Raw genomic sequence first — 19,461 nt, forward strand, 5'->3', positions numbered from 1 at the left:
TATAATTAATGTTAAATATACAAGTCAATATTGAAACAGCGCAGAATATTTTTTCTTTCTTCCGTTCTACCTACCGCTCTTTTCTCTTCATATAACAAAATACCATCAGAAGTTGTAATTTTAAAATAGACACCAGGCCCGGGCATGGAAGAAATAGGAGTTTCTATACTTATAAGTGGAGATAGAAACGTTTGCATATAATCTATACTCGTATAGTCAATCCTAAATTTTCCAGTTCTATCCGTTGTGGCACTCCCTAATAAATCATCTTTAACCCAATCCACATCCATAGCTGATACAACTACCCCTTCTACAGGTGTTTTCCTATCTTCAATAGACTTAACACTTCCTATAATGGTCCAAATATCAAAATGATGCCTTACTTGGCTCCACAATTGAAAACCAAAACTGTAATTCCAACTAAATTCTTTAAGTTCACCATTATTCCTCCATACAGGCATTAACCGTTTGACCGTGAAATGGATAGGGTCTATTTTTTTCTTTTTACGTGCTTGTTTATCCTTTACGACGAGGTCTATCTCTATGGCACCTTCATTGTACGAATCGCACACATCAACTACATAATTTCCTTCTAAATCTGTAAAACCACTTCCCAAAATATTTTTAGATTTATTTAAAATGGCATCGGCAGATAATATGTGTAGTTCATTTTTGTAATCGTGAGTAACTTTTGAACCACTATTTACTTTGTAGATTTTTACTTCTACATGTTCCAAAGATTCATAGAGGTCCAAATGCAGACAAGCTCTAAGATTACCTTTAACCATGTAGCTCATTTCATTTAACATTAGAAGGTGACAAAATAAAAATAAAAGTCTATCCAATAGACCGTTACATGCAACTAGGGAGCTTTCTTTTAAAGAAGCTGAGTGTTAAGATATAGTTATTGACCTTTCTTTCCAAATACTTTTGAAAGCACTTGAAAAACATCTTCCGAGATTTTAAACTTATATAGAACCCCAACATAGAGCAAGGTTATCCCCAAACTTTTTATCATAATGCTTATGATAGAGTGAAAAGGTAGGTGGATAAAATAGAAAGTAAGCAAGGTAATGGCCAACAATACCGAAATTTGAACGGTTTCTTTAGTAAAGGGTAGCATGTTGAATTTCATCTTAACATAAATCAATTTTACCGTGTTATAGATGAAGAAAGCTGAAAAACTGGCAATTGCGGCACCGTCTAGACCATAAGCAGGAATAAGCCAAACATTGAGCAATACGGTTACAATAGCCAAAAATATTCCCATATATAAAACCGCCCTGTAATAATCCGAATTATATAAAATGGAATTGTTATTCCCCAACAGGGCATCATAAAGCTTAGCTAGGCCCAGCCATACAAAAATTATATATCCATTACGATAAGCATCTGGCAGTAGTTCATAAAGGTCATTGAGATTCAAAAATATAAGGGCAAACAAGAGTCCGGATATAATATATAGTGTAAGCGAACTTTTTTGATAAAGTCTGCTTAACCCCGCCAAATCATTCTTGTTCATAAGCTCCGCTGTAAGCGGATACATTATTTGATGCATAGAACGTGAAGGCACGGCAATCACTAACGCTATAAAGCTGGCTACGCTATAATAGGCTACGTTTTCAATTTTTATAAATTGATTGATCATTACCTTGTCAATCTCTAAAAGAACAATAGCAACTGAGCCTCCCAAAATAATCAATGCACTATACACCAAAATTTTACGTGTGTTGCTAGGGAAATCAAAAACCAACTTGGGCCTGTACAAGGTATATGCATAGATTTTCATAAAAAGCATCCGCAGTACATATACCACCACTAGGCCATCTATAAAGGAGGTTACTGAAATTACGTCAAAATACAAAAGCACCAAAAGAACGGATTGCCCTACCCGACCGAAAATTTCTTTCATAAAATTACCAAAGACCGATTTCATATGGACTCTGGCCCAAGCATAAAAAACTTCAAAATAGGCCATGGTCATAGCTACAAAGAAAATATGCCAGACATACCCTCTTACAATTGGGTTTTCCTTGGATAAGAAGTTTGAAATACTATCGTTCACTACATAGGTTATACCCCCAATGGGTAGCATTAATGCCAATGGCAAGAAAAGCATAAGAGTAAGAAAACCATCTTTTGATTTAACATCCGTGAAACCACTATAAAACTTTACCAAGGTATTGGGAACACCAAAAGCAAGTAATGGCATTATAACTACTGAAGCCGATAACACAACCTGTAGCAACCCATAATATTCGGGTTCCATAAAACGTAGATAAAGCACTAAAGTATTTAGTGCCCCAAGACCAAAACCTAAATATGTAATGATCGAATTGTTCAGTGATTGTTTAAATACCACTCCCATTACAATAATTTTGAAAGTTCTTGAGTAAGTGCCTTTCGGCTGTACTTCTCAATATGAATAGATTCTGAAGTAATTGTCCCTTTTTTAAAGTCGTTATACCAGTCAAGTATAGTTTTTTTGAGCTCTGCTTCGGCATCATAATCAAATACCTTTCCGGCCACGGTCTGTTCTATAATCTTACCTGCCTCCCAATTCTTTGGCCCCACCGCTAAAATAGGCCTTTTTGCAACCATGTATTCAAAAAGCTTGCCCGGTATAATTCCCTTAGTTTCCTCACTATCTATTTCTATCATAAGTAGTAGCTGAGACCTTTGCTGTCTTCGTTGGGCTTCGGCGTGGGAGCCATACCCTCTCATTTTTATATAAGGACCTAACTCATATCTATACATTGAATCCATTACATCCTGACTTACTACCCCCATAAACTCTAATTGAAGGTCTCCACGGAAAACGGCATTTTCCGCAGCAATTTGAGATAATACCTTCCATAGGTTTTTAGGGTTTCTACCCGTTAATAGGGACCCAATGTGAGAAATTGTAAAATTATGATCTAAATCCGCATCATTCTCATAATCGGAATCATACCCGTTTGTAATTACAGAAATAGGCTGTTTTGTAATCTGTTCAAATTCTAATTTGGTCGTAGCACTGGTCACAAGAATTCTATCCGCTTCGTTCAACACGGCATACTCCAACTCTTTGTGTTTTTTTTCGGAACTTTTGGTCAGTTTTAATTCTTTGTGATACCCAATAGAAGTCCATGGGTCCCTAAAATCGGCCAACCAAGTTACCCCTTTATCCTTTTTTAATTGTCTACCGATCAGATGAACACTATGCGGTGGCCCAGTAGTAATTATCGTCTCAATCCCTTCTTTAGCAATGATATCCGACAAATATTTTACCGAAGGCTTAATCCAATATTTTCTAGCATCGGGAATAAAAAAATTTCCTCTAACCCATAGCATGGCCTTTTCAAAAAACGATTGGTTCTTGGTTTGGATAATACCAGAGCTAATACGTTTTGTTTTTTTTGAGGACAACACCTTTGCCAATCCATAAGGTTCAAAAAGGGGCTGTGAATAGATTGTAATGTCCTTTGGAACTTCAGCAATTAGAGTGGCATCCTCTATTGGGTAATGCGGGTTTTCCGGAATGTAAACTATGGGTTCCACATTAAAATCGCGAAGGTATTTTACAAACTTTAACCACCTCTGCACACCTGGCCCACCAGCAGGAGGCCAATAATAGGTGATAATGAGGACTTTCTTCATAAGCTTAAATTACTAGATGTAAGATTGGGGAACCTGTACAAACTATTTTTTAACTTCTTTCTTTTCTTGACCTTCGTCCTTCTTTGAACTATAGAATGTAAAACCTATTCCGCCTAAAACTATAAGCACCAATACAATGGAACTTGCTAGCGTAATCTGGCTTCCTATCCTTACCACTTCAGGTTCAAACTTGAATTCTATGGTGTGCTCCCCACTTGGAACCTCTATAGCCCTTAGGGTATAATTTACCTTAATATGGTCCTTTAACTTTTCATCTATATAAGCATTCCATCCGTTTTGGTAATACATTTCGGAAAAAACAGCAAGACCATCATTAGAATTTTTAGACTTATAAGTTAAGTGATTAGGAGCATAATCCGTTAAAACTATAGCTGCTGTAGAATCTACCATAAATTCAAAATTGTTCAAATTTTTAACCTTGGTCACGTTTATGACAGCTTCGGTTCGCGTATCCAATTTATCCAAAGCCTGAATTTCTTCATCTGCAGAATTCACTTTTACTACATGGTTTACAAACCAAGCATTGCCATTAGCCTTAGGATTTACAGCGGGGTAACTTTTACCTTCTTCATCTTGCTGAATTACATACTTTACGTTTAACATGTTCAATACACCCATGTTACCTTTATACACGTAAAAACTGAAAAGGTCTTCCAGTCCGGCTGGTTTTGCCGCATGATACCCACCAATAGATTGATGATAGTAAGATGTACGGGCACCATTAATACCTTCATTGGGATCATACACCCTATAGATACTCTTATCCTTACTTATTTCCTTGTCCAAAGCAGTTTCAGGAAACGGCTGTGTCATTTTCCTTTTAGAAACAAAATTCTCGGAGTCAACATAGCGTAAACCAACACCAACCAAATCAAAAATAATCAATGCCCCAATTGCAACTATGGCTATGTTCTCTTTAAGTTTTCCTTTAATATAGAACCAAAGTGCCAAGGCCGCCAAAAGGACAAATATCATAGACCGTAAAAGGTCTGAGTTATATACGGCTTTCCGGTCTGCTTGAATCAAAGAAACCAGTTCATCCCCATAATTTCGTTTTAGAAAATCATCACTAGGGCCTTCAAAATCGAAACCAGCTTTAAAGATGAACAATGCAACACTTAAACCCAATACCGTAAAAAATGATATCTTCAGCGCATTCAGCTTTTCGGAAACATCAACCGTAGATTTAAAAAGTTCGCGCAATGCCAGAATAGCCAATACCGGAGCACACAACTCCAAAATCACCTGTATAGAGGAGACTGCCCTAAACTTATCATATAACGGAAAATAGTCAATCATGAAGTCTGTCAAGAAGTTAAAATTCTTTCCCCAAGACAGAAACAGAGACATAAGCACGCCCCCAAGAAGCCACCATTTGGCTTTTCCTTTCACTAAAATAAGCCCTAAGATAAACAGGAAAAAGATAATGGCACCAATATAAGCAGGACCTGACGTTCCCGGCTGATCGGCCCAATACAAGGGCAAACCACTAGAAAAATTCAATGCTTGGCTACGAGATACACCTTGATCTATTAAGAAATCATAACTTTTGGAGTTTTCTCCCAGGTTCTCGTTATTTGACCCACCAAACAAACGGGGTACAAAAAGGTTCAATGATTCCGTAATACCGTAGCTCCATTGGGTAATATATGACTTCTCCAGCCCTCCCGTATTTTCTTTTGTTGAGCCATCTGGATTAATGGTTAGTTCAGATTTACCACGGGTGCTCCAATCCGCATATTCCTTTGTAGCCATTAAACTAGTTGCATTAGCGGCAATCCCCAATGTAACCGCAACCAGGAGTAGGCCTACAGAACTAAAATAATGTTTTAGCTTTTCCGTTCGGATGGCATCTACCAAGTAAACTACACCTAAAATTAAAACTAAAAGCATGAAATAATAGGTCATCTGATAATGATTGGCCCGTATCTCCAATGCCATTGAAATTGCAGTTAAAATAAATCCCCAGAGATATTTTTTACGGAACACCAATACAATACCTCCTAAAAGCATGGGCAGATACCCCAAGGCATGGGCTTTTGCATTATGCCCAACACCAAGAATTATGATGAGATAGGTTGAAAAACCGAAGGCCAAGGCACCAACTATGGCCAATCTATAATCTACTTTCAGGCAACAAAGCAAGATATAGAAGCCGATAAAATATAAAAACAAATAATCTGCGGGTCTAGGTAAAAACCGGATTAGATTATCTAATTTCTTAACGTAATCGTGAGGATAATACGCGCCTAACTGATAAGTGGGCATGCCTCCAAAGGCACTATTTGTCCAATAGGGCTCTTCCCCCGTTTTCTTTCTAAAATCGTTCTGCTCCTTGGCCATACCCGTAAACTGAACAATATCTGACTGTTCTATTACCTTGCCTTGAAGCACGGGATGAAAATAGGCCAAAGCGGCAATCACAAAAAAAATAGTAACAAAAAAATGTACGAAGAAGGCCTTCAATCCTTTTTGCATAATGGGATTTATCGGTTGTTTCGGCTAAAATAATGAAGTTATCTCTACTTTCGAATTTGTTTTGAACTTAACTTAAAGGATAGTCGTAAGTTTTAAAAACATAAACGCCGATTGCAAAGCTTTTATAAGTTCAAAAAGTATTCGATTTTAAAGTATAAAAAAAAGAACTAGTGTAGTACAAAGAAGTTTACTCTACTTCCTCAAAATCAATATAATCACCCACCTGATTGTTTGAAGTATTCTTTCTTGACGGTTTCTTATCAATTATAACATCTCCTACCCGTTCCTTTTGATTTTGGCCATTTGTTTGTTGTGCAAATTCACCAAACTTTTCATTAAAATGTTCTTGGGTTTTTCGAGCGGCATACCCGAATATTTTGGGGGCAAACATCTTCACTAAGATCTTAAAAAGATAATAGACCAATAAAATTATTAAGATTGTCTTTAAAAATGCCATACTTTTTTCAAAATGATTATATCAAAAATACGATTCTAACGTTGTAATAACTGTGTAGAAGTGCTAAAATATTATTAAAGTAGTTTTTATGAATCCATATTTCGGATTCCAACACAGAGATAAACCACTGAAAACAAAGGCTTACAAGACGTTTTTGTTTTAAAAATGGTTATATGCATACGATAGATTTTAGATTTTTCACACAAAAAAGAACAAGCCTGAATTAATTAATCAAGCGGCCCAAAATGAAAAAGTATCTATTAACTCTCCTTTTTACGCTACCTATGGTAGCCACAGCACAATATACAGATGTAATTAATTCTAACCGCCCAGGTATGTCCGTTAGTGCATACGCAGTTGGTAGAAATGTGTTGCAGTTGGAGGCTGGTATTCTTTACGAACAGCGAGACCATACTCTTTTGGACACAAAAAGTAATATTTGGGGTTCTGATATTTCACTACGGTACGGTCTGTTGTTTGAGCAATTAGAAATAAATTATGAAGGCACGTATGTAAACCAGAACATTACTTATAACAGTTTGAACGTTTCTGAGAATTTAACCGATTTTTCAAGAAATCGGGTTGGTCTTAAGTACTTGATTTATGACCGATATAAAAACCCGGAACGCAATAAACCCAATTTATATAGTTGGAAAGCCAATTATGGTTTTAAATTTAAAAACTTAATTCCCTCTGTTTCCCTCTATGGTGGCGCCACTTTTAATCTAGGCGATAATCCTTTCTACGTTGGTGACCCAACTGTATCTTACCGCGGAATGATTGCAACCCAAAGTAGATTAACTCCTCGATTTGTACTTATAACCAACATTGCATACGATAGAATTACCACGGATTATCCTGAATTAAGTTACCTAGTTTCCATAAGCCATGCTTTTCGCAATCCCAAATGGAGTGCCTTTATAGAGAACCAAGGTATACAGAGTGATCGTTATTCAGATGCCCTTATACGCGGTGGTGTTGCCCACTTACTTACGGATGACCTACAGGTTGATTTTAATTTGGGTGCCAGCTTTAAAAACACACCTTCCAGAATATTTATGACCGTTGGCGGGTCTTACCGGTTTGATTTTCACAAAGACAAGCTCATATCAATTGATGAGCAAAGTGCCGGTGAAAATGGCGGCCCTATTAAAAAGAACGCCATGAAGAAGAAGAAGGAAAAGGAGGATCGTAAAAAAAATAAGAAAAGCGGTGGAGCCGAGGATATAGATTTAGGTCCATCTAAGAAACAACTCAAAAAGCTTAAAAAGGAAGAGCGAAAGAAACGCAAAAACAAAGACCGTGATAACGGAGCTATCGATTTTTAAGCCAAGACAACTCATTCATTATTCATAAAATTAAGTTTCATAATTTTATTCTAACCCTATTTATCCCTAATATTGACCTTACAAAAAGAATTGTATGGTCACCCTTAAAGAAGCGATTTCAAAAGCAGAGCTAAAAGAGTTCGTGAAATTTCCATTTTCGCTTTATAAAGGCTCCTCTTATTGGGTACCACCTTTGATTGCCGATGAGATGGCTACTTTTGACAAGGATCAAAATCCAGCTTTTCAAAATGCGAGTTGCTGGTTCTATCTGGCCTATAAAAACAATACGCTTGTAGGAAGGGTCGTTGCTATAATCAACCACCTGGAAGTGAATGATCAAAACGTAAAAAAAATGCGTTTTGGCTGGTTTGATTTTATTGATGACCCAGAAGTTTCGGAAACCCTTCTAAATAAAGTAGCAGAAATTGGAAAAGCGCATGATCTAGAGTTTATGGAAGGCCCTGTTGGCTTTTCCAACTTAGATAAGGTTGGAGTGCTTACGGATGGTTACGATCAACCGGGAAGCATGGTAACCTGGTATAACCACGCCTATTACATTAATCATTACGAACGTTTGGGTTTTGCAAAGGAAAAAGGATATGTTGAAAACAAGTTCCCGGCCAGCAACGCAGATCCGGCTTTATTTACAAAATTGAACGAACTGGTAAAAAGACGTTACGGCTTACGTGAAATAAACTTTAAAAAAACCAGCGAAGTATTACCATTGGTGGATCAAATGTTTGACCTGTTCAACCAAACCTATTCCAAATTATCCTCGTTTGTTCCTATAACCGATGTTCAAAAGGAATATTTCAAGAAAAAATACATAACCTTTATAGACCCGGAATATATTAAGTTTATTGTAGACAAGAATGACAGCCTAATTGCTTTTGCAATTGTTATGCCCTCGTTCTCCCATGCATTACAAAAAGCTAAGGGAAAGTTGTTTCCTTTTGGTTTTTTACACCTTCTTCGTGCGAAAAAATATAATAAAGATGCCGTTTTTTATTTGATAGGTATTCACCCGGATTATCAAAATAAAGGAGTTACGGCCATCATTTTTAATGAATACTACAAAACATTCAACAAGCGCGGTATTCAAATGTGCTATAGAACCCCGGAACTAGAAGATAATATTGCCATCCGCCAAATGTGGAAGCATTTTTCCCCAAAAATTTATAAGCGGCGTGCCACTTACAAAAAGAGTCTGTAGCCGCAAAGGGCAACTTCCCTACTCTTCATTCACTCACTTTAAGAAATATTCGAACTCACTATAAAAACAAAAATGCCCCATGTAAAATGAGGCATTAGTTTCTTAAAGATAATTTAAGCCGATGTTACTCGCCCATAGCCGCAGCAACCGCAGCGGACAATCTTTTATAAGTACCATTCTCCAAACGGTCTCTAATAGCAGAGAACGCGTCTAATGTTTCTTCTATATCCTGCATAGTATGTGTAGCGGTAGGAATCATACGTAAAAGTATCAACCCCTTCGGTATCACTGGATATACTACAATTGAACAGAAGATGCCGTAATTCTCACGTAAATCCTTTACAAGGGCCATAGCTTCTGGAATACTACCGTTCAAGTATACCGGAGTTACACAAGTATTAGTACTTCCAATATCAAAACCTCTACTCTTAAGTCCGTTTTGAAGTGCGTTTACGTTCTCCCATAACTTGGCCTTAAGCTCTGGCATAGTACGCAACATGTCCAATCTTTTTAAGGCACCTTTCACATAAATCATAGGTAATGACTTAGCGAACATTTGTGACCTTAAATTATATTTTAAGTAGTCTATAATCTCTTTATCTGCAGCTAAAAACGCTCCAATACCGGCCATAGACTTTGCAAAGGTTGCAAAATATACATCTATATCCTTTTGTACGCCCTGTTCTTGACCTGCACCTGCACCAGTGGCACCCAAGGTTCCAAAACCATGTGCATCATCTACAAACAAACGGAACGTATATTTTTCTTTAAGTGCTACTATTTCTTTTAGTTTTCCTTGCTCACCACGCATTCCAAAAACACCTTCCGAAATAACCAATATTCCTCCACCGGTCTGTTCGGCCATTTTTGTGGCGCGCTCTAAGTTTTTCTCTAAACTATCAATATCATTATGCTTAAACGTAAAACGTTTTCCCATATGTAGCCTAACACCATCAATAATACAAGCATGGGCATCTACATCATAAACAATAATATCGTCCTTTGATACAAGGGCATCAATAGCAGAAACCATACCCTGGTAACCAAAGTTCAGCAAATAAGCAGATTCCTTATCAACAAATTCGGCTAATTCTTTTTCTAATTGCTCATGAAAATCAGTATGGCCGCTCATCATTCTTGCTCCCATAGGATAAGCCGATCCATATTCTGCAGCGGCTTCGCCATCTACCTTCTTAACTTCAGGTAGGTTAGCAAGACCCAGATAATCGTTAATACTCCAGGTAATTACCTCTTTTCCCTGAAACTTCATTCGGTTAGAAATTGGCCCTTCCAACTTAGGAAAAACGAAATATCCCTCCGCCTGTGAAGCCCATTTTCCTAATGGCCCCTTGTTCTCAATAATTCTATCAAATAAATCTCGCATTTAGGTGTACTTTGGATTTTAGTGCAAAAGTAAGATTTTAAGAGCAACATTCATAAAATATTATTCTCTAACAAAAAAGCAACAACCTTTACGATTATTGCTTTCCCACTTTTACAAACTTGTAATTTATTCTTTTATGTATTGTACCTTTTGAGTTTCGCTTACTTCCTTGGTATCAAAGAAGCCTTGATCCTCCATCCATTGATCACTATATACTTTACTCATATATCTTGAACCGTGATCTGGAAAGATAACAACAACATTATCTTTAGGACCAAATTCTCTTTCTTCGTTCAATTGCTTCAATGCCTGCATAACGGCCCCACTGGTATATCCTGCAAAAATACCTTCGGTTCTTGCCAATTCACGAGCCGTGTGGGCACTTTCTGAATCCGTAACTTTAATGAACTTGTCTATTACATCAAAATCCGTTGCTCCAGGTATAAGATTCTTTCCTAACCCTTCAATTCTGTACGGGTAAATTTCATTGGAATCAAACTCTCTTGTTTCGTGGTATTTTTTCAATACAGAACCAAAAGCATCTACTCCTATTACCTTAACGTTGGGGTTTTGTTCTTTTAAGTATTTAGCAGTTCCGGAAATAGTACCTCCAGTACCACTACATGCAACAAAATGTGTGATTTCACCTCCGGTTTGCTCCCATATTTCAGGCCCGGTACTCTCATAATGGGCATGCATATTGAGCTCATTAAAGTATTGGTTGATATAAATAGAACCGTTGGTTTCTTTATGCAACCGTTTTGCTACTTCATAATACGAACGTGGATCGTCTGCGCTTACGTGAGCTGGGCAAACATATACCGTAGCTCCCATTGTGCGAAGCATATCGATCTTATCTTTTGATGATTTTGAACTAACCGCCAAAATACACTTATACCCTTTTATAATACTCACCATGGCAATACTAAAACCGGTATTACCAGAAGTTGTTTCTATAATGGTACTTCCTTCGGTTAAAATACCTTTACGTTCAGCTTCCTCTATAATGTGCATTGCGATGCGGTCTTTAGAGGAGTGACCTGGGTTAAAGGATTCTACTTTTGCATAAAAGTTGCCGGTAAAGCTTTCGGTTATTCTATTTAGTTGTACTAGCGGTGTGTTTCCTACAAGTTCTAGGATATTATTGTAAGCCTTAATTTTGTTTTCCATAAAGGATGTCTGGTTTTGGGAACTATTGATAAAAAGATAAGTTTCCACAAAATTACTTGGACAAAATTACTATTTTTTTTGAATATGTCATTTTATCATGCAAAATACCTCCAAAAAATGAAGATTTTCATTCATAAACCATGATTTATTAACGTTTCATTAGCATAATTGCCCTAATCTAGTCAATTCTGAAGTGGTCATAAGGTTCCTTTTTATTCCCTAATTCTATTAGATTCAAAAAATTACCATATATACAGTATGCTTATTTAGCCTTCCCTTCTAAATCCAACAGAAAGGCGTACTCTTTTGCTACTTCTTTTAAGGACTCAAAACGGCCCGAAGCACCTCCGTGACCCGTATCCATATTAATGTCCATCATCAATAGGTTATGATTAGATCTCAATTCCCTTAGTTTGGCCACCCACTTTGCAGGTTCAAAATATTGAACTTGAGAATCATGCAGGCCAGTAGTAACCAATAAATTGGGATATTCCTGTGCTGTAACTTGATCATATGGGGAATATGATTTCATATATTCGTAATATGTCTTGTTATTTGGGTTTCCCCATTCATCGTACTCGCCCGTGGTTAACGGAATGGAATCATCTAACATAGTAGTTACAACATCTACAAACGGTACAGCGGCAATAACCCCGTTATATAATTCCGGAGCCATATTAATGATGGCGCCCATAAGAAGGCCTCCTGCAGAACCACCCATAGCATATAGGTGCTCAGATGAAGTATAGCCTTCTTGTACCAAATGCTTGGAACAATCTACAAAATCCGTAAAAGTATTCTTCTTTTTGAGCAGTTTTCCATCTTCGTACCAAGGTCTCCCCAGGTACTCACCTCCTCTTATATGTGCTATGACATAAACAAAACCTCTATCCAAAAGACTTAGTCTTACCGTTGAAAAATAAGGGTCTATTGTATGACCGTATGAACCATAAGCATATTGCAAAACAGGAGTGCTTTCATTGAGCGGCGTGTCTTTATGATAAACAACGGACATAGGGACTTTTACACCATCTCGGGCCGTGGCCCAAATACGTTTCTCCTTATAGTTGTCCTTATGAAATTTACCGCCCAAAACTTCTTGTTCCTTCTTAACTTCCTTCTCCTTGGTTCGCATATTAAAATCAATGATGGAGCTAGGAGTTGTCATGGAATTATATCCATATCGAAGAATCTCTGTATCAAAATCCGGATTACGGCCTACACCAGCAGTATAGGTTTCGCTTTCAAAAGGAAGGTAATATGAATTAGCACCATCCCACCTATTAATTTGCACGCGATTAAGGCCATTGGTTCTTTCGGAAATAACGTAATAGTCTTTAAAAATATCAATGTCCTCTAAAAGCACATCATCTCGGTGTGGTATAAATTCTTTCCAACTGTCTGAGGAAGTATTGTTCTCATCGGTTTTCATCAATTTAAAATTGGTTGCACCGTCTTTATTTGTCAACACATAAAAATGATCACCGTAATGCGAAATACCATACTCTACTCCCCGCTCCCTTGGAGAAAACATCTTTAATTCCCCGTCCGGATTGTCCGCTCGTAAAAATTGATATTCAGAAGTTAGGGTACTGTAAGAACCAATGATGATATATTTTTTTGATTTTGACTTGTAGACATACGTTCCAAACGTATCATCCGTTTCATGAAAAACCAACTGATCATCCTCTGCAGACGTACCAAATTTATGCTTCAGAATCTGGTCCGATCGTAAAGTAACTTCATCTTTTTTGGTATAAAAAAGTGTTCTATTGTCATCTGCCCATACTGAGCCTCCTGTAGTATTTTCTATTTTATCCTCATAGATTTCACCCGTTTCCAAGTTTTTGATACTTATCGTGTATTGCCGGCGAGAGACTGTATCTACCCCAAAAGCTGCAAGTTTATTATCAGGGCTAATGGCTATACCACCAATACTAAAGAATTCATGCCCCTTAGCCATTTCATTACCGTTAAACATAATCTCCTCAGGAGCATCAAGAGTTTCTTTTTTACGGGCATAAATGGGATATTCCTTACCAATCTCATATCTAGTAATATACCAATATCCGTTTTGTTTGTAGGGTACCGATGTATCATCTTCCTTAATTCTGGACTTCATCTCATTAAAAAGATCATCCTGAAATTCTTTGGTATGTGCAGTAGAAGCATCATAAAATGCTTTCTCCGCTTCAAGATAAGAGATAACCTCCGGGTTTTCCTTATCGTTCAACCAATAGTAATTATCTACCCTAACATCATCATGCTTTTCTAAATTATGTGGAACCTTTTTTGCTATTGGTGCTTTTACTTCACTCATATGTATTTCTTGACTTTGTGCTAAAGGCACAAATGTAAGGCATAAGACAAGAACGATTTTCTTTTTTTTAGATAGGTTCATTCGTAATGGATTTTCTTACACAATTTAGTAATTTTGTAACCTAATTCAATTTTAAAAATTAAACTTATGTTTGGAGACATGATGGGTATGATGGGGAAACTAAAAGAGACCCAACAAAAGGTAGAGGCCACAAAAAAACGAATGGATACGGTAACCCTTGAAGAAGCTTCTTCCGAAGACCTACTAAAGGTGACCATAACCGCGAACAGAGAAATTAAAAAGATTCAAATTGATGATAGTTTGTTGGAGGACAAAGAGCAATTAGAAGATTTTTTGATTCTTACCGTTAACAAAGCGATTGCAAAAGCAACACAGGTAAACGAGACGGAACTTGCTGCTGTTGCTAAAGAAGGTATGCCCAATATTCCAGGTATGGATTCGTTATTTAAATAATGGCAAGTTATTTGCTTTTATTTAAAAAAATATTGCTCATGAAGTTTTTGCTTTTTCTTTTGCTACCTCTTTTTCTAGTTGGACAGAATGATACTTCCAACACTATTGATTGGTTGAAAGACTATGACACAGCCATAAAAGTGTCAAAAAAAGAAAACAAAAATGTTTTAGTGTATTTTACCGGAAGTGATTGGTGCCCGCCTTGCAAAATGCTTAAACGCGACTTGTTTGATACAAATGAATTCTCTGAATTATCTAGCAATTATGTGCTATTGTATATTGATATCCCCAGAAATAGGGATTTGTTAAGCGAAGAGCAATGGAACCACAATCAAGAACTTTTTAAAAAACTAAACAAAAAAGGGGTATTTCCCATGCTTGCCGTAGTAAATGAAAAAGGAAAAATGCTTGATGAATATTCCGGTTATGGTATGACAGGAGAAATTAAATATCACATAGACTTCTTGAAAAAAAACAAATAAAAAAGCCCCATATATGGGGCTTTTAATTTTTGGGGAATTATAGTTTAATTATTTATCAACCTAAACTCCGTTCTTCTGTTTACGGCATGCTCTCTTGCTGTACAAGAAACTCCATCTTTACATCTGTTCTTAAGTTTAGTCTCACCATATCCGTTAGCTACCAAAAGACTAGAATTAATGCCTCTAGAAATTAAGTATTGAGCTACGGACTTTGCTCTACGTTCCGATAAATCTTGGTTAGAAGAAGCACTACCTTGAGCATCTGTATGAGAAGCCAACTCTACCTTAACCCCAGGGTTTTGAGCCAATACAGGTAGTAATCTTGTATCTATAATGGATTTAGCCTGAGCGGTTAAAGTAGCGCTACCCGAGTTCCAGTTTATAGGAAGTGCCTGATAGGTAACCAACTCACATTTAACCTCTTTCCAAGTGGTAAGCCCACCTTTTTCCTTCAACACCTCTTTTGTATAGGATTTTGTTACCGGTGGTACCATTTCCTCAACAGTATAAGCATCTTTATCCAAGACTGTTCTTGTAATTTCATCATAAACGGCGGGAACAACTTCCTCAACAACTTTAGCCGGAGAAATAAGTACTCTTTTCGTATAAGTAGCACTCTTTTCTGGAATAGCCGTTTTACTAGTACTTGCATCACTGGCAAGCGTTGAAGTCTCTATAGTCTGGAATTCTGCAGGATACCCTTTGTAGCACCAGTATCTACAATCATCCGGGTTTCCAGAATCACAGTCCGGAGCAGATGCTCCCAATTCCCATTGGGCATAGGCAGGTTTCACCTCTATGGTCTGCGAAGCACTTCCAAAACTAGCTGGGATAACATTTAAGGAGTTACCACCTTCTTTAGAAACGTAGGTCACTTTCTCGGTACCCCACTCTTCAGGAATAATTCGTAATTTCTTACTCTCTTCTTTAACTAGGACACGCTCTGTAACGGTTTTATACGTAGCAGGGACAGTTTTTAGAACCTTGTAACCCGGTTTTACGGTAATAGTTACGGTTTCGTTTACATAAACGTCAGGAGTAGTACATCGTACATAACATTTTCCTGGTTCAGGGTTTTCGGGCAGGTCTTGCGCCATACCACATGTAGCCGTAAGCACGGCAATTGAAAAAAGAATTTTCTTCATAATACGGTTAATGTTTAATGTGTTTATTATAGTTGCTTTAAAGTTAAACTTTTAATGTTTTTTTAACAAGCCCTTTCCTGTTAAACATTAAAATGATCGATGAACTACATCATTTTAACCAAAAAACGCACTAAATAACAGCACTAGCATAGAATAGCTCAATTAAAAAAATGATTAAGATTAGACAGTTATTTTTCTATGGAAGAAAGGGTTTCGAGCTTTAAAAATGATGTAACATTTAAATACAACTACACATATAACTGTTCCTGTTATTTTGTATCTTTTACCTAAAAATTACAAAGTGATAGAAATAGTTGCCCTACCAAATTCCGATTTTCAGTTTCACGTCAAATCCAAAAGTGGTTCCATTTTACTCACTAGCAAGGACTTTGATGACAAAACAGCACTAGAAGATACGCTGTCCCGTCTTAACAATCTTGAAATTGCACGTGGCAATTTTGAACGAAAGACTAATCATCAAGGAAAATTTCTATTCAATTTTAAAGATGAAAACGGCAATCTACTTGGTTCAAGCCAGCTATATGACTCCGAAGCAGGAATGGAGAACGGTATAAAAAATTTACGTAACCGCTTAAACGAATTAAGGGAGTTATAAATTTTTCAAAATATTCAAGAAAGCATTGTGCATTGTATCTGTATAATCTAAATGGGTAACTATCCTGAGCTTTCCTTGCCCCATATCAATTATGGACACATCTTTTTCTTTTAGTTTTTCAACAAAAGTATCTCCCGTCATAAACTTTTCATCAATTTCAAAGATGATGATATTAGTCTCAATGGGCTCTACTTGTTTTATATAGGTTAGCTTACTCAACACCTCCCCTATTTCACGCGCTTTTTGATGATCTTCTAACAAACGTTCTATGTGATTGTCCAATGCATAAATTCCCGCAGCCGCAAGAAAACCTGCCTGACGCATGCCTCCTCCAAAGATCTTGCGTACGCGTAGCGCTTGTTGCATCTGTTCTTTACTACCCACGAGAACGGAACCTACGGGGCATCCCAAACCTTTACTTAGGCAAACACTAATAGTATCGAACAAGGTCCCGTACGCTAAGGCGTTTTCCTTTTTTTCTACCAAAGCGTTCCACAAACGTGCACCATCAAGATGATAAGCCAGTTGGTTGGTATTACAAACCTCTTTTATTTTCTTTAACTCCTCAATATCCCAACAAGCACCACCACCTTTATTGGTTGTATTTTCAACACACACCAAAGAAGTTAACGGACTATGGTAAAAATCCGGTGGGTTTATGGCTCCTTCTACCTGTTTTGCCGTAATCATTCCTCTATCTCCATCTATCAATTTACACGAAACCCCACTGTTAAAACTGACGCCACCGCCTTCATAATTGTATATATGGGCATATTTATCACATATTAACTGGTCTCCAGGTTGTGTATGAAGCTTTATTCCTGTCTGATTTGCCATGGTGCCAGAAGGAAAAAAAAGAGCAGCTTCTTTGCCGAACATTACCGCTACTTTTTCTTCAAGGGCGTTTACCGTTGGGTCTGTTTTAAACACGTCATCTCCCACTTTGGCGCTCATCATAGCATCTAACATTCCTTGGGTGGGCTTGGTTACAGTATCACTAATAAGATTAATATGCATGTAAAATATCTATTGTTAAATTCTAATATTCAGGTTTTTTAAGAAGCGTTATTCTCTTTAAGAATAATCCACAATATCTAAATAAATACCGCAAAAAACACACTTATTTACTAATGTTTAAAATCAAAATATCAAACATTCACGCCATTTATTACATAAATGATAAAATTACATTTCGATTATTGTAGTATTCTTTCCAAAAAAAAGGATGAAAATAAATAACTTAAGTAGAAACAAATATACTATGGTAAACTTAGAAAATCAGATTTTTTCATCCTACCAAAGAAACCCTAATTTATTTGACGAAATCTTTGATGAAAAAGGACAGGTTAAGGACGTATATTCTAAACTTTTTAACCTCTATGGAGAGCATTCCATTAACGATTATGTTAATCTAAATGAGAAGGCCAAATCGTCTTTTTTTAACCAAGGAATTACTTTTCAGGTATACGATAAAAAGAAAACTCAGGAAAAAATTTTTCCATTTGATCTTTTCCCAAGAATTATTCCTCCCGAAGAATGGAAAGTAATAGAATCCGGCTCCATACAGAGAAGTAGGGCCTTAAACCTTTTCTTATGGGATATTTACCATGACAAAAAAATCATAAGACAGGGAATTATACCCATGGAACTTATAAGTTCCTCAGCCAACTATCTGGACCAAATGAATCACCTTGATCCTCCCGGTGGCATTTATAATCATATTTCCGGTACCGATGTTATCAAGCATACGGATGGACAGTATTATGTGCTGGAAGACAATATAAGATGCCCCAGTGGTGTGAGTTACGTAATCTGCAATCGTACCGCTCTTAAAAGGGCTCTTTTTGGAGTGTTCAATCACTATAAAACTTACTCGGTAACCAACTATGCCGAAAACCTATTGGATTTACTTGAGACCGTAAAACCCAAAGGTGTAGACGTACCAAATGTAGTTGTTATTACTCCTGGCATGTTCAATTCTGCTTTTTACGAACATTCCTATTTAGCAAAAACAATGGGCGTAGAACTGGTTGAAGGCCGTGACCTTTTTGTTGAAAATGACTTTGTTTACATGAAAACCATTCAAGGTCCACAAAAGGTAGATGTGATATATAGAAGGATCGATGATGCTTTTATTGACCCATTAGAGTTTAGACCTGATTCATCCTTGGGTGTCCCGGGACTTTTTGCTGCCTACAAAAAAGGCAATGTTACCTTGGCCAACGCTCCAGGAACCGGAGTAGCAGATGATAAAGCGGTTTACACCTATATGCCGGAAATAATTAGGTATTACCTTAACGAGGAACCTATACTCAATAATGTACACACCTATCATTGTAGCAGACCCAAAGAACTAAAGTATGTTCTGAACAACATAGAGAACTTGGTTATAAAACCTGTTGACGAAGCGGGTGGATACGGTATATCTATAGGTAACCGATTAAGTAAAAAGGAGATTGAAGTAGTTAAGGCTCAGATACTGTTGAATCCTAGAAAATATGTGGCTCAACCGATCATGTCTCTTTCGGTACACCCAACTTATATTGATAAAAGCGAATCTTTTGAACAGCGTCATGTAGACCTTAGAACATTTACCGTATTGGGGAAAGATAAGGATTTTGTCTTAAAAGGAGGTTTAACCCGTGTAGCTCTAAAAAGAGGCAATCTGATCGTGAATTCCTCTCAAGGAGGGGGCTCAAAAGACACTTGGGTATTAAAAACTTAATACGCCCAT

At 37.1% G+C, this 19,461-nt stretch carries 16 protein-coding genes; 6 read left to right on the forward strand and 10 right to left on the reverse strand.

What is annotated here, in order from left to right; genetic code table 11:
• Positions 1 to 11: 11 nt before the first annotated feature.
• The 5 genes from H9565_RS14110 to H9565_RS14130 all read right to left on the reverse strand — a co-directional run bounded on the left by H9565_RS14110 (position 12) and on the right by H9565_RS14130 (position 6,595).
• Positions 12 to 797: a transthyretin-like family protein gene (locus tag H9565_RS14110; RefSeq protein WP_215440568.1), complete on the reverse strand. Its 786-nt coding sequence runs from the start codon at positions 795 to 797 to the stop codon at positions 12 to 14.
• 107 nt (positions 798 to 904) lie between these two features.
• Positions 905 to 2,368 (reverse strand): lipopolysaccharide biosynthesis protein, encoded by a 1,464-nt coding sequence (locus tag H9565_RS14115; RefSeq protein ID WP_215440569.1) that lies wholly within the window; start codon positions 2,366 to 2,368, stop codon positions 905 to 907.
• Positions 2,368 to 3,639 (reverse strand): glycosyltransferase family protein, encoded by a 1,272-nt coding sequence (locus H9565_RS14120; RefSeq protein WP_215440570.1) that lies wholly within the window; start codon positions 3,637 to 3,639, stop codon positions 2,368 to 2,370. Before H9565_RS14120 ends, H9565_RS14115 begins: the two co-directional genes overlap by 1 nt.
• A 42-nt stretch (positions 3,640 to 3,681) precedes the next feature.
• A complete protein-coding gene (locus H9565_RS14125; RefSeq protein WP_215440571.1) occupies positions 3,682 to 6,138 on the reverse strand; it encodes a YfhO family protein in 2,457 nt (818 codons plus the stop codon).
• A 187-nt stretch (positions 6,139 to 6,325) separates the two neighbouring features.
• Positions 6,326 to 6,595 carry a DUF4834 family protein gene (locus tag H9565_RS14130; RefSeq protein WP_215440572.1) on the reverse strand — a complete coding sequence of 90 codons (270 nt, stop codon included), beginning with the start codon at positions 6,593 to 6,595 and terminating at the stop codon, positions 6,326 to 6,328.
• 245 nt (positions 6,596 to 6,840) lie between these two features.
• Here H9565_RS14130 and H9565_RS14135 point away from each other — a divergent pair, with 245 nt between their 5' ends.
• Together H9565_RS14135 and H9565_RS14140 are read left to right on the forward strand one after the other, a co-directional pair.
• On the forward strand, positions 6,841 to 7,923 hold the full coding sequence (locus tag H9565_RS14135) for a transporter (RefSeq protein ID WP_215440573.1): 1,083 nt from the start codon (positions 6,841 to 6,843) through the stop codon (positions 7,921 to 7,923).
• 94 nt (positions 7,924 to 8,017) lie between these two features.
• Positions 8,018 to 9,136 (forward strand): GTP cyclohydrolase, encoded by a 1,119-nt coding sequence (locus H9565_RS14140; RefSeq protein WP_215440574.1) that lies wholly within the window; start codon positions 8,018 to 8,020, stop codon positions 9,134 to 9,136.
• 124 nt (positions 9,137 to 9,260) lie between these two features.
• Here the strand turns inward: H9565_RS14140 and H9565_RS14145 are convergent, their stop codons facing one another.
• The 3 genes from H9565_RS14145 to H9565_RS14155 form a co-directional block, all read right to left on the reverse strand.
• The gene (locus H9565_RS14145; RefSeq protein ID WP_215440575.1) at positions 9,261 to 10,520 is read right to left on the reverse strand and encodes an aminotransferase class I/II-fold pyridoxal phosphate-dependent enzyme; all 1,260 of its coding nucleotides are present in this window, start codon (positions 10,518 to 10,520) and stop codon (positions 9,261 to 9,263) included.
• 126 nt (positions 10,521 to 10,646) lie between these two features.
• Positions 10,647 to 11,690, reverse strand: a complete 1,044-nt coding sequence (locus tag H9565_RS14150) for a PLP-dependent cysteine synthase family protein (protein WP_215440576.1) — start codon at positions 11,688 to 11,690, stop codon at positions 10,647 to 10,649.
• 262 nt (positions 11,691 to 11,952) lie between these two features.
• Positions 11,953 to 14,010, reverse strand: coding sequence for a S9 family peptidase (locus H9565_RS14155; RefSeq protein ID WP_394370255.1), 2,058 nt, complete (start codon positions 14,008 to 14,010; stop codon positions 11,953 to 11,955).
• 147 nt (positions 14,011 to 14,157) lie between these two features.
• On the opposite strand from H9565_RS14155, the gene H9565_RS14160 reads away from it, so the two are divergent.
• On the forward strand, positions 14,158 to 14,484 hold the full coding sequence (locus H9565_RS14160; RefSeq protein ID WP_215440578.1) for a YbaB/EbfC family nucleoid-associated protein: 327 nt from the start codon (positions 14,158 to 14,160) through the stop codon (positions 14,482 to 14,484).
• A gap of 38 nt (positions 14,485 to 14,522) precedes the next feature.
• Complete coding sequence (locus tag H9565_RS14165) at positions 14,523 to 14,966, forward strand: thioredoxin family protein (protein WP_215440579.1); 444 nt, start codon at positions 14,523 to 14,525, stop codon at positions 14,964 to 14,966.
• Between the two features lie 44 nt (positions 14,967 to 15,010).
• Here H9565_RS14165 and H9565_RS14170 read toward each other — a convergent pair whose 3' ends face one another.
• A complete protein-coding gene (locus H9565_RS14170; RefSeq protein ID WP_215440580.1) occupies positions 15,011 to 16,111 on the reverse strand; it encodes an OmpA family protein in 1,101 nt (366 codons plus the stop codon).
• A 301-nt stretch (positions 16,112 to 16,412) separates the two neighbouring features.
• On the opposite strand from H9565_RS14170, the gene H9565_RS14175 reads away from it, so the two are divergent.
• Positions 16,413 to 16,727, forward strand: a complete 315-nt coding sequence (locus tag H9565_RS14175; RefSeq protein WP_215440581.1) for a YegP family protein — start codon at positions 16,413 to 16,415, stop codon at positions 16,725 to 16,727.
• Here the strand turns inward: H9565_RS14175 and H9565_RS14180 are convergent.
• On the reverse strand, positions 16,722 to 17,744 hold the full coding sequence (locus H9565_RS14180) for a threonine aldolase family protein (RefSeq protein WP_215440582.1): 1,023 nt from the start codon (positions 17,742 to 17,744) through the stop codon (positions 16,722 to 16,724). The genes H9565_RS14175 and H9565_RS14180 overlap by 6 nt on opposite strands.
• Before the next feature lie 244 nt (positions 17,745 to 17,988).
• On the opposite strand from H9565_RS14180, the gene H9565_RS14185 reads away from it, so the two are divergent.
• On the forward strand, positions 17,989 to 19,452 hold the full coding sequence (locus H9565_RS14185; protein WP_215440584.1) for a circularly permuted type 2 ATP-grasp protein: 1,464 nt from the start codon (positions 17,989 to 17,991) through the stop codon (positions 19,450 to 19,452).
• The last annotated feature ends 9 nt before the right edge of the window (positions 19,453 to 19,461 follow it).

This window comes from Zobellia russellii (genome assembly GCF_018728565.1).
Taxonomy (GTDB): Bacteria; Bacteroidota; Bacteroidia; order Flavobacteriales; family Flavobacteriaceae; genus Zobellia; species Zobellia russellii.

Coding starts and splice junctions, on each gene's coding strand:
- H9565_RS14110 (WP_215440568.1), bottom strand. CDS start 797: ATGAGCTACATGGTTAAAGGTAATCTTAGAGCTTGTCTGCATTTGGAC.
- H9565_RS14115 (WP_215440569.1), bottom strand. CDS start 2,368: ATGGGAGTGGTATTTAAACAATCACTGAACAATTCGATCATTACATAT.
- H9565_RS14120 (WP_215440570.1), bottom strand. CDS start 3,639: ATGAAGAAAGTCCTCATTATCACCTATTATTGGCCTCCTGCTGGTGGG.
- H9565_RS14125 (WP_215440571.1), bottom strand. CDS start 6,138: ATGCAAAAAGGATTGAAGGCCTTCTTCGTACATTTTTTTGTTACTATT.
- H9565_RS14130 (WP_215440572.1), bottom strand. CDS start 6,595: ATGGCATTTTTAAAGACAATCTTAATAATTTTATTGGTCTATTATCTT.
- H9565_RS14135 (WP_215440573.1), top strand. CDS start 6,841: ATGAAAAAGTATCTATTAACTCTCCTTTTTACGCTACCTATGGTAGCC.
- H9565_RS14140 (WP_215440574.1), top strand. CDS start 8,018: ATGGTCACCCTTAAAGAAGCGATTTCAAAAGCAGAGCTAAAAGAGTTC.
- H9565_RS14145 (WP_215440575.1), bottom strand. CDS start 10,520: ATGCGAGATTTATTTGATAGAATTATTGAGAACAAGGGGCCATTAGGA.
- H9565_RS14150 (WP_215440576.1), bottom strand. CDS start 11,690: ATGGAAAACAAAATTAAGGCTTACAATAATATCCTAGAACTTGTAGGA.
- H9565_RS14155 (WP_394370255.1), bottom strand. CDS start 14,010: ATGAGTGAAGTAAAAGCACCAATAGCAAAAAAGGTTCCACATAATTTA.
- H9565_RS14160 (WP_215440578.1), top strand. CDS start 14,158: ATGTTTGGAGACATGATGGGTATGATGGGGAAACTAAAAGAGACCCAA.
- H9565_RS14165 (WP_215440579.1), top strand. CDS start 14,523: ATGAAGTTTTTGCTTTTTCTTTTGCTACCTCTTTTTCTAGTTGGACAG.
- H9565_RS14170 (WP_215440580.1), bottom strand. CDS start 16,111: ATGAAGAAAATTCTTTTTTCAATTGCCGTGCTTACGGCTACATGTGGT.
- H9565_RS14180 (WP_215440582.1), bottom strand. CDS start 17,744: ATGCATATTAATCTTATTAGTGATACTGTAACCAAGCCCACCCAAGGA.
- H9565_RS14185 (WP_215440584.1), top strand. CDS start 17,989: ATGGTAAACTTAGAAAATCAGATTTTTTCATCCTACCAAAGAAACCCT.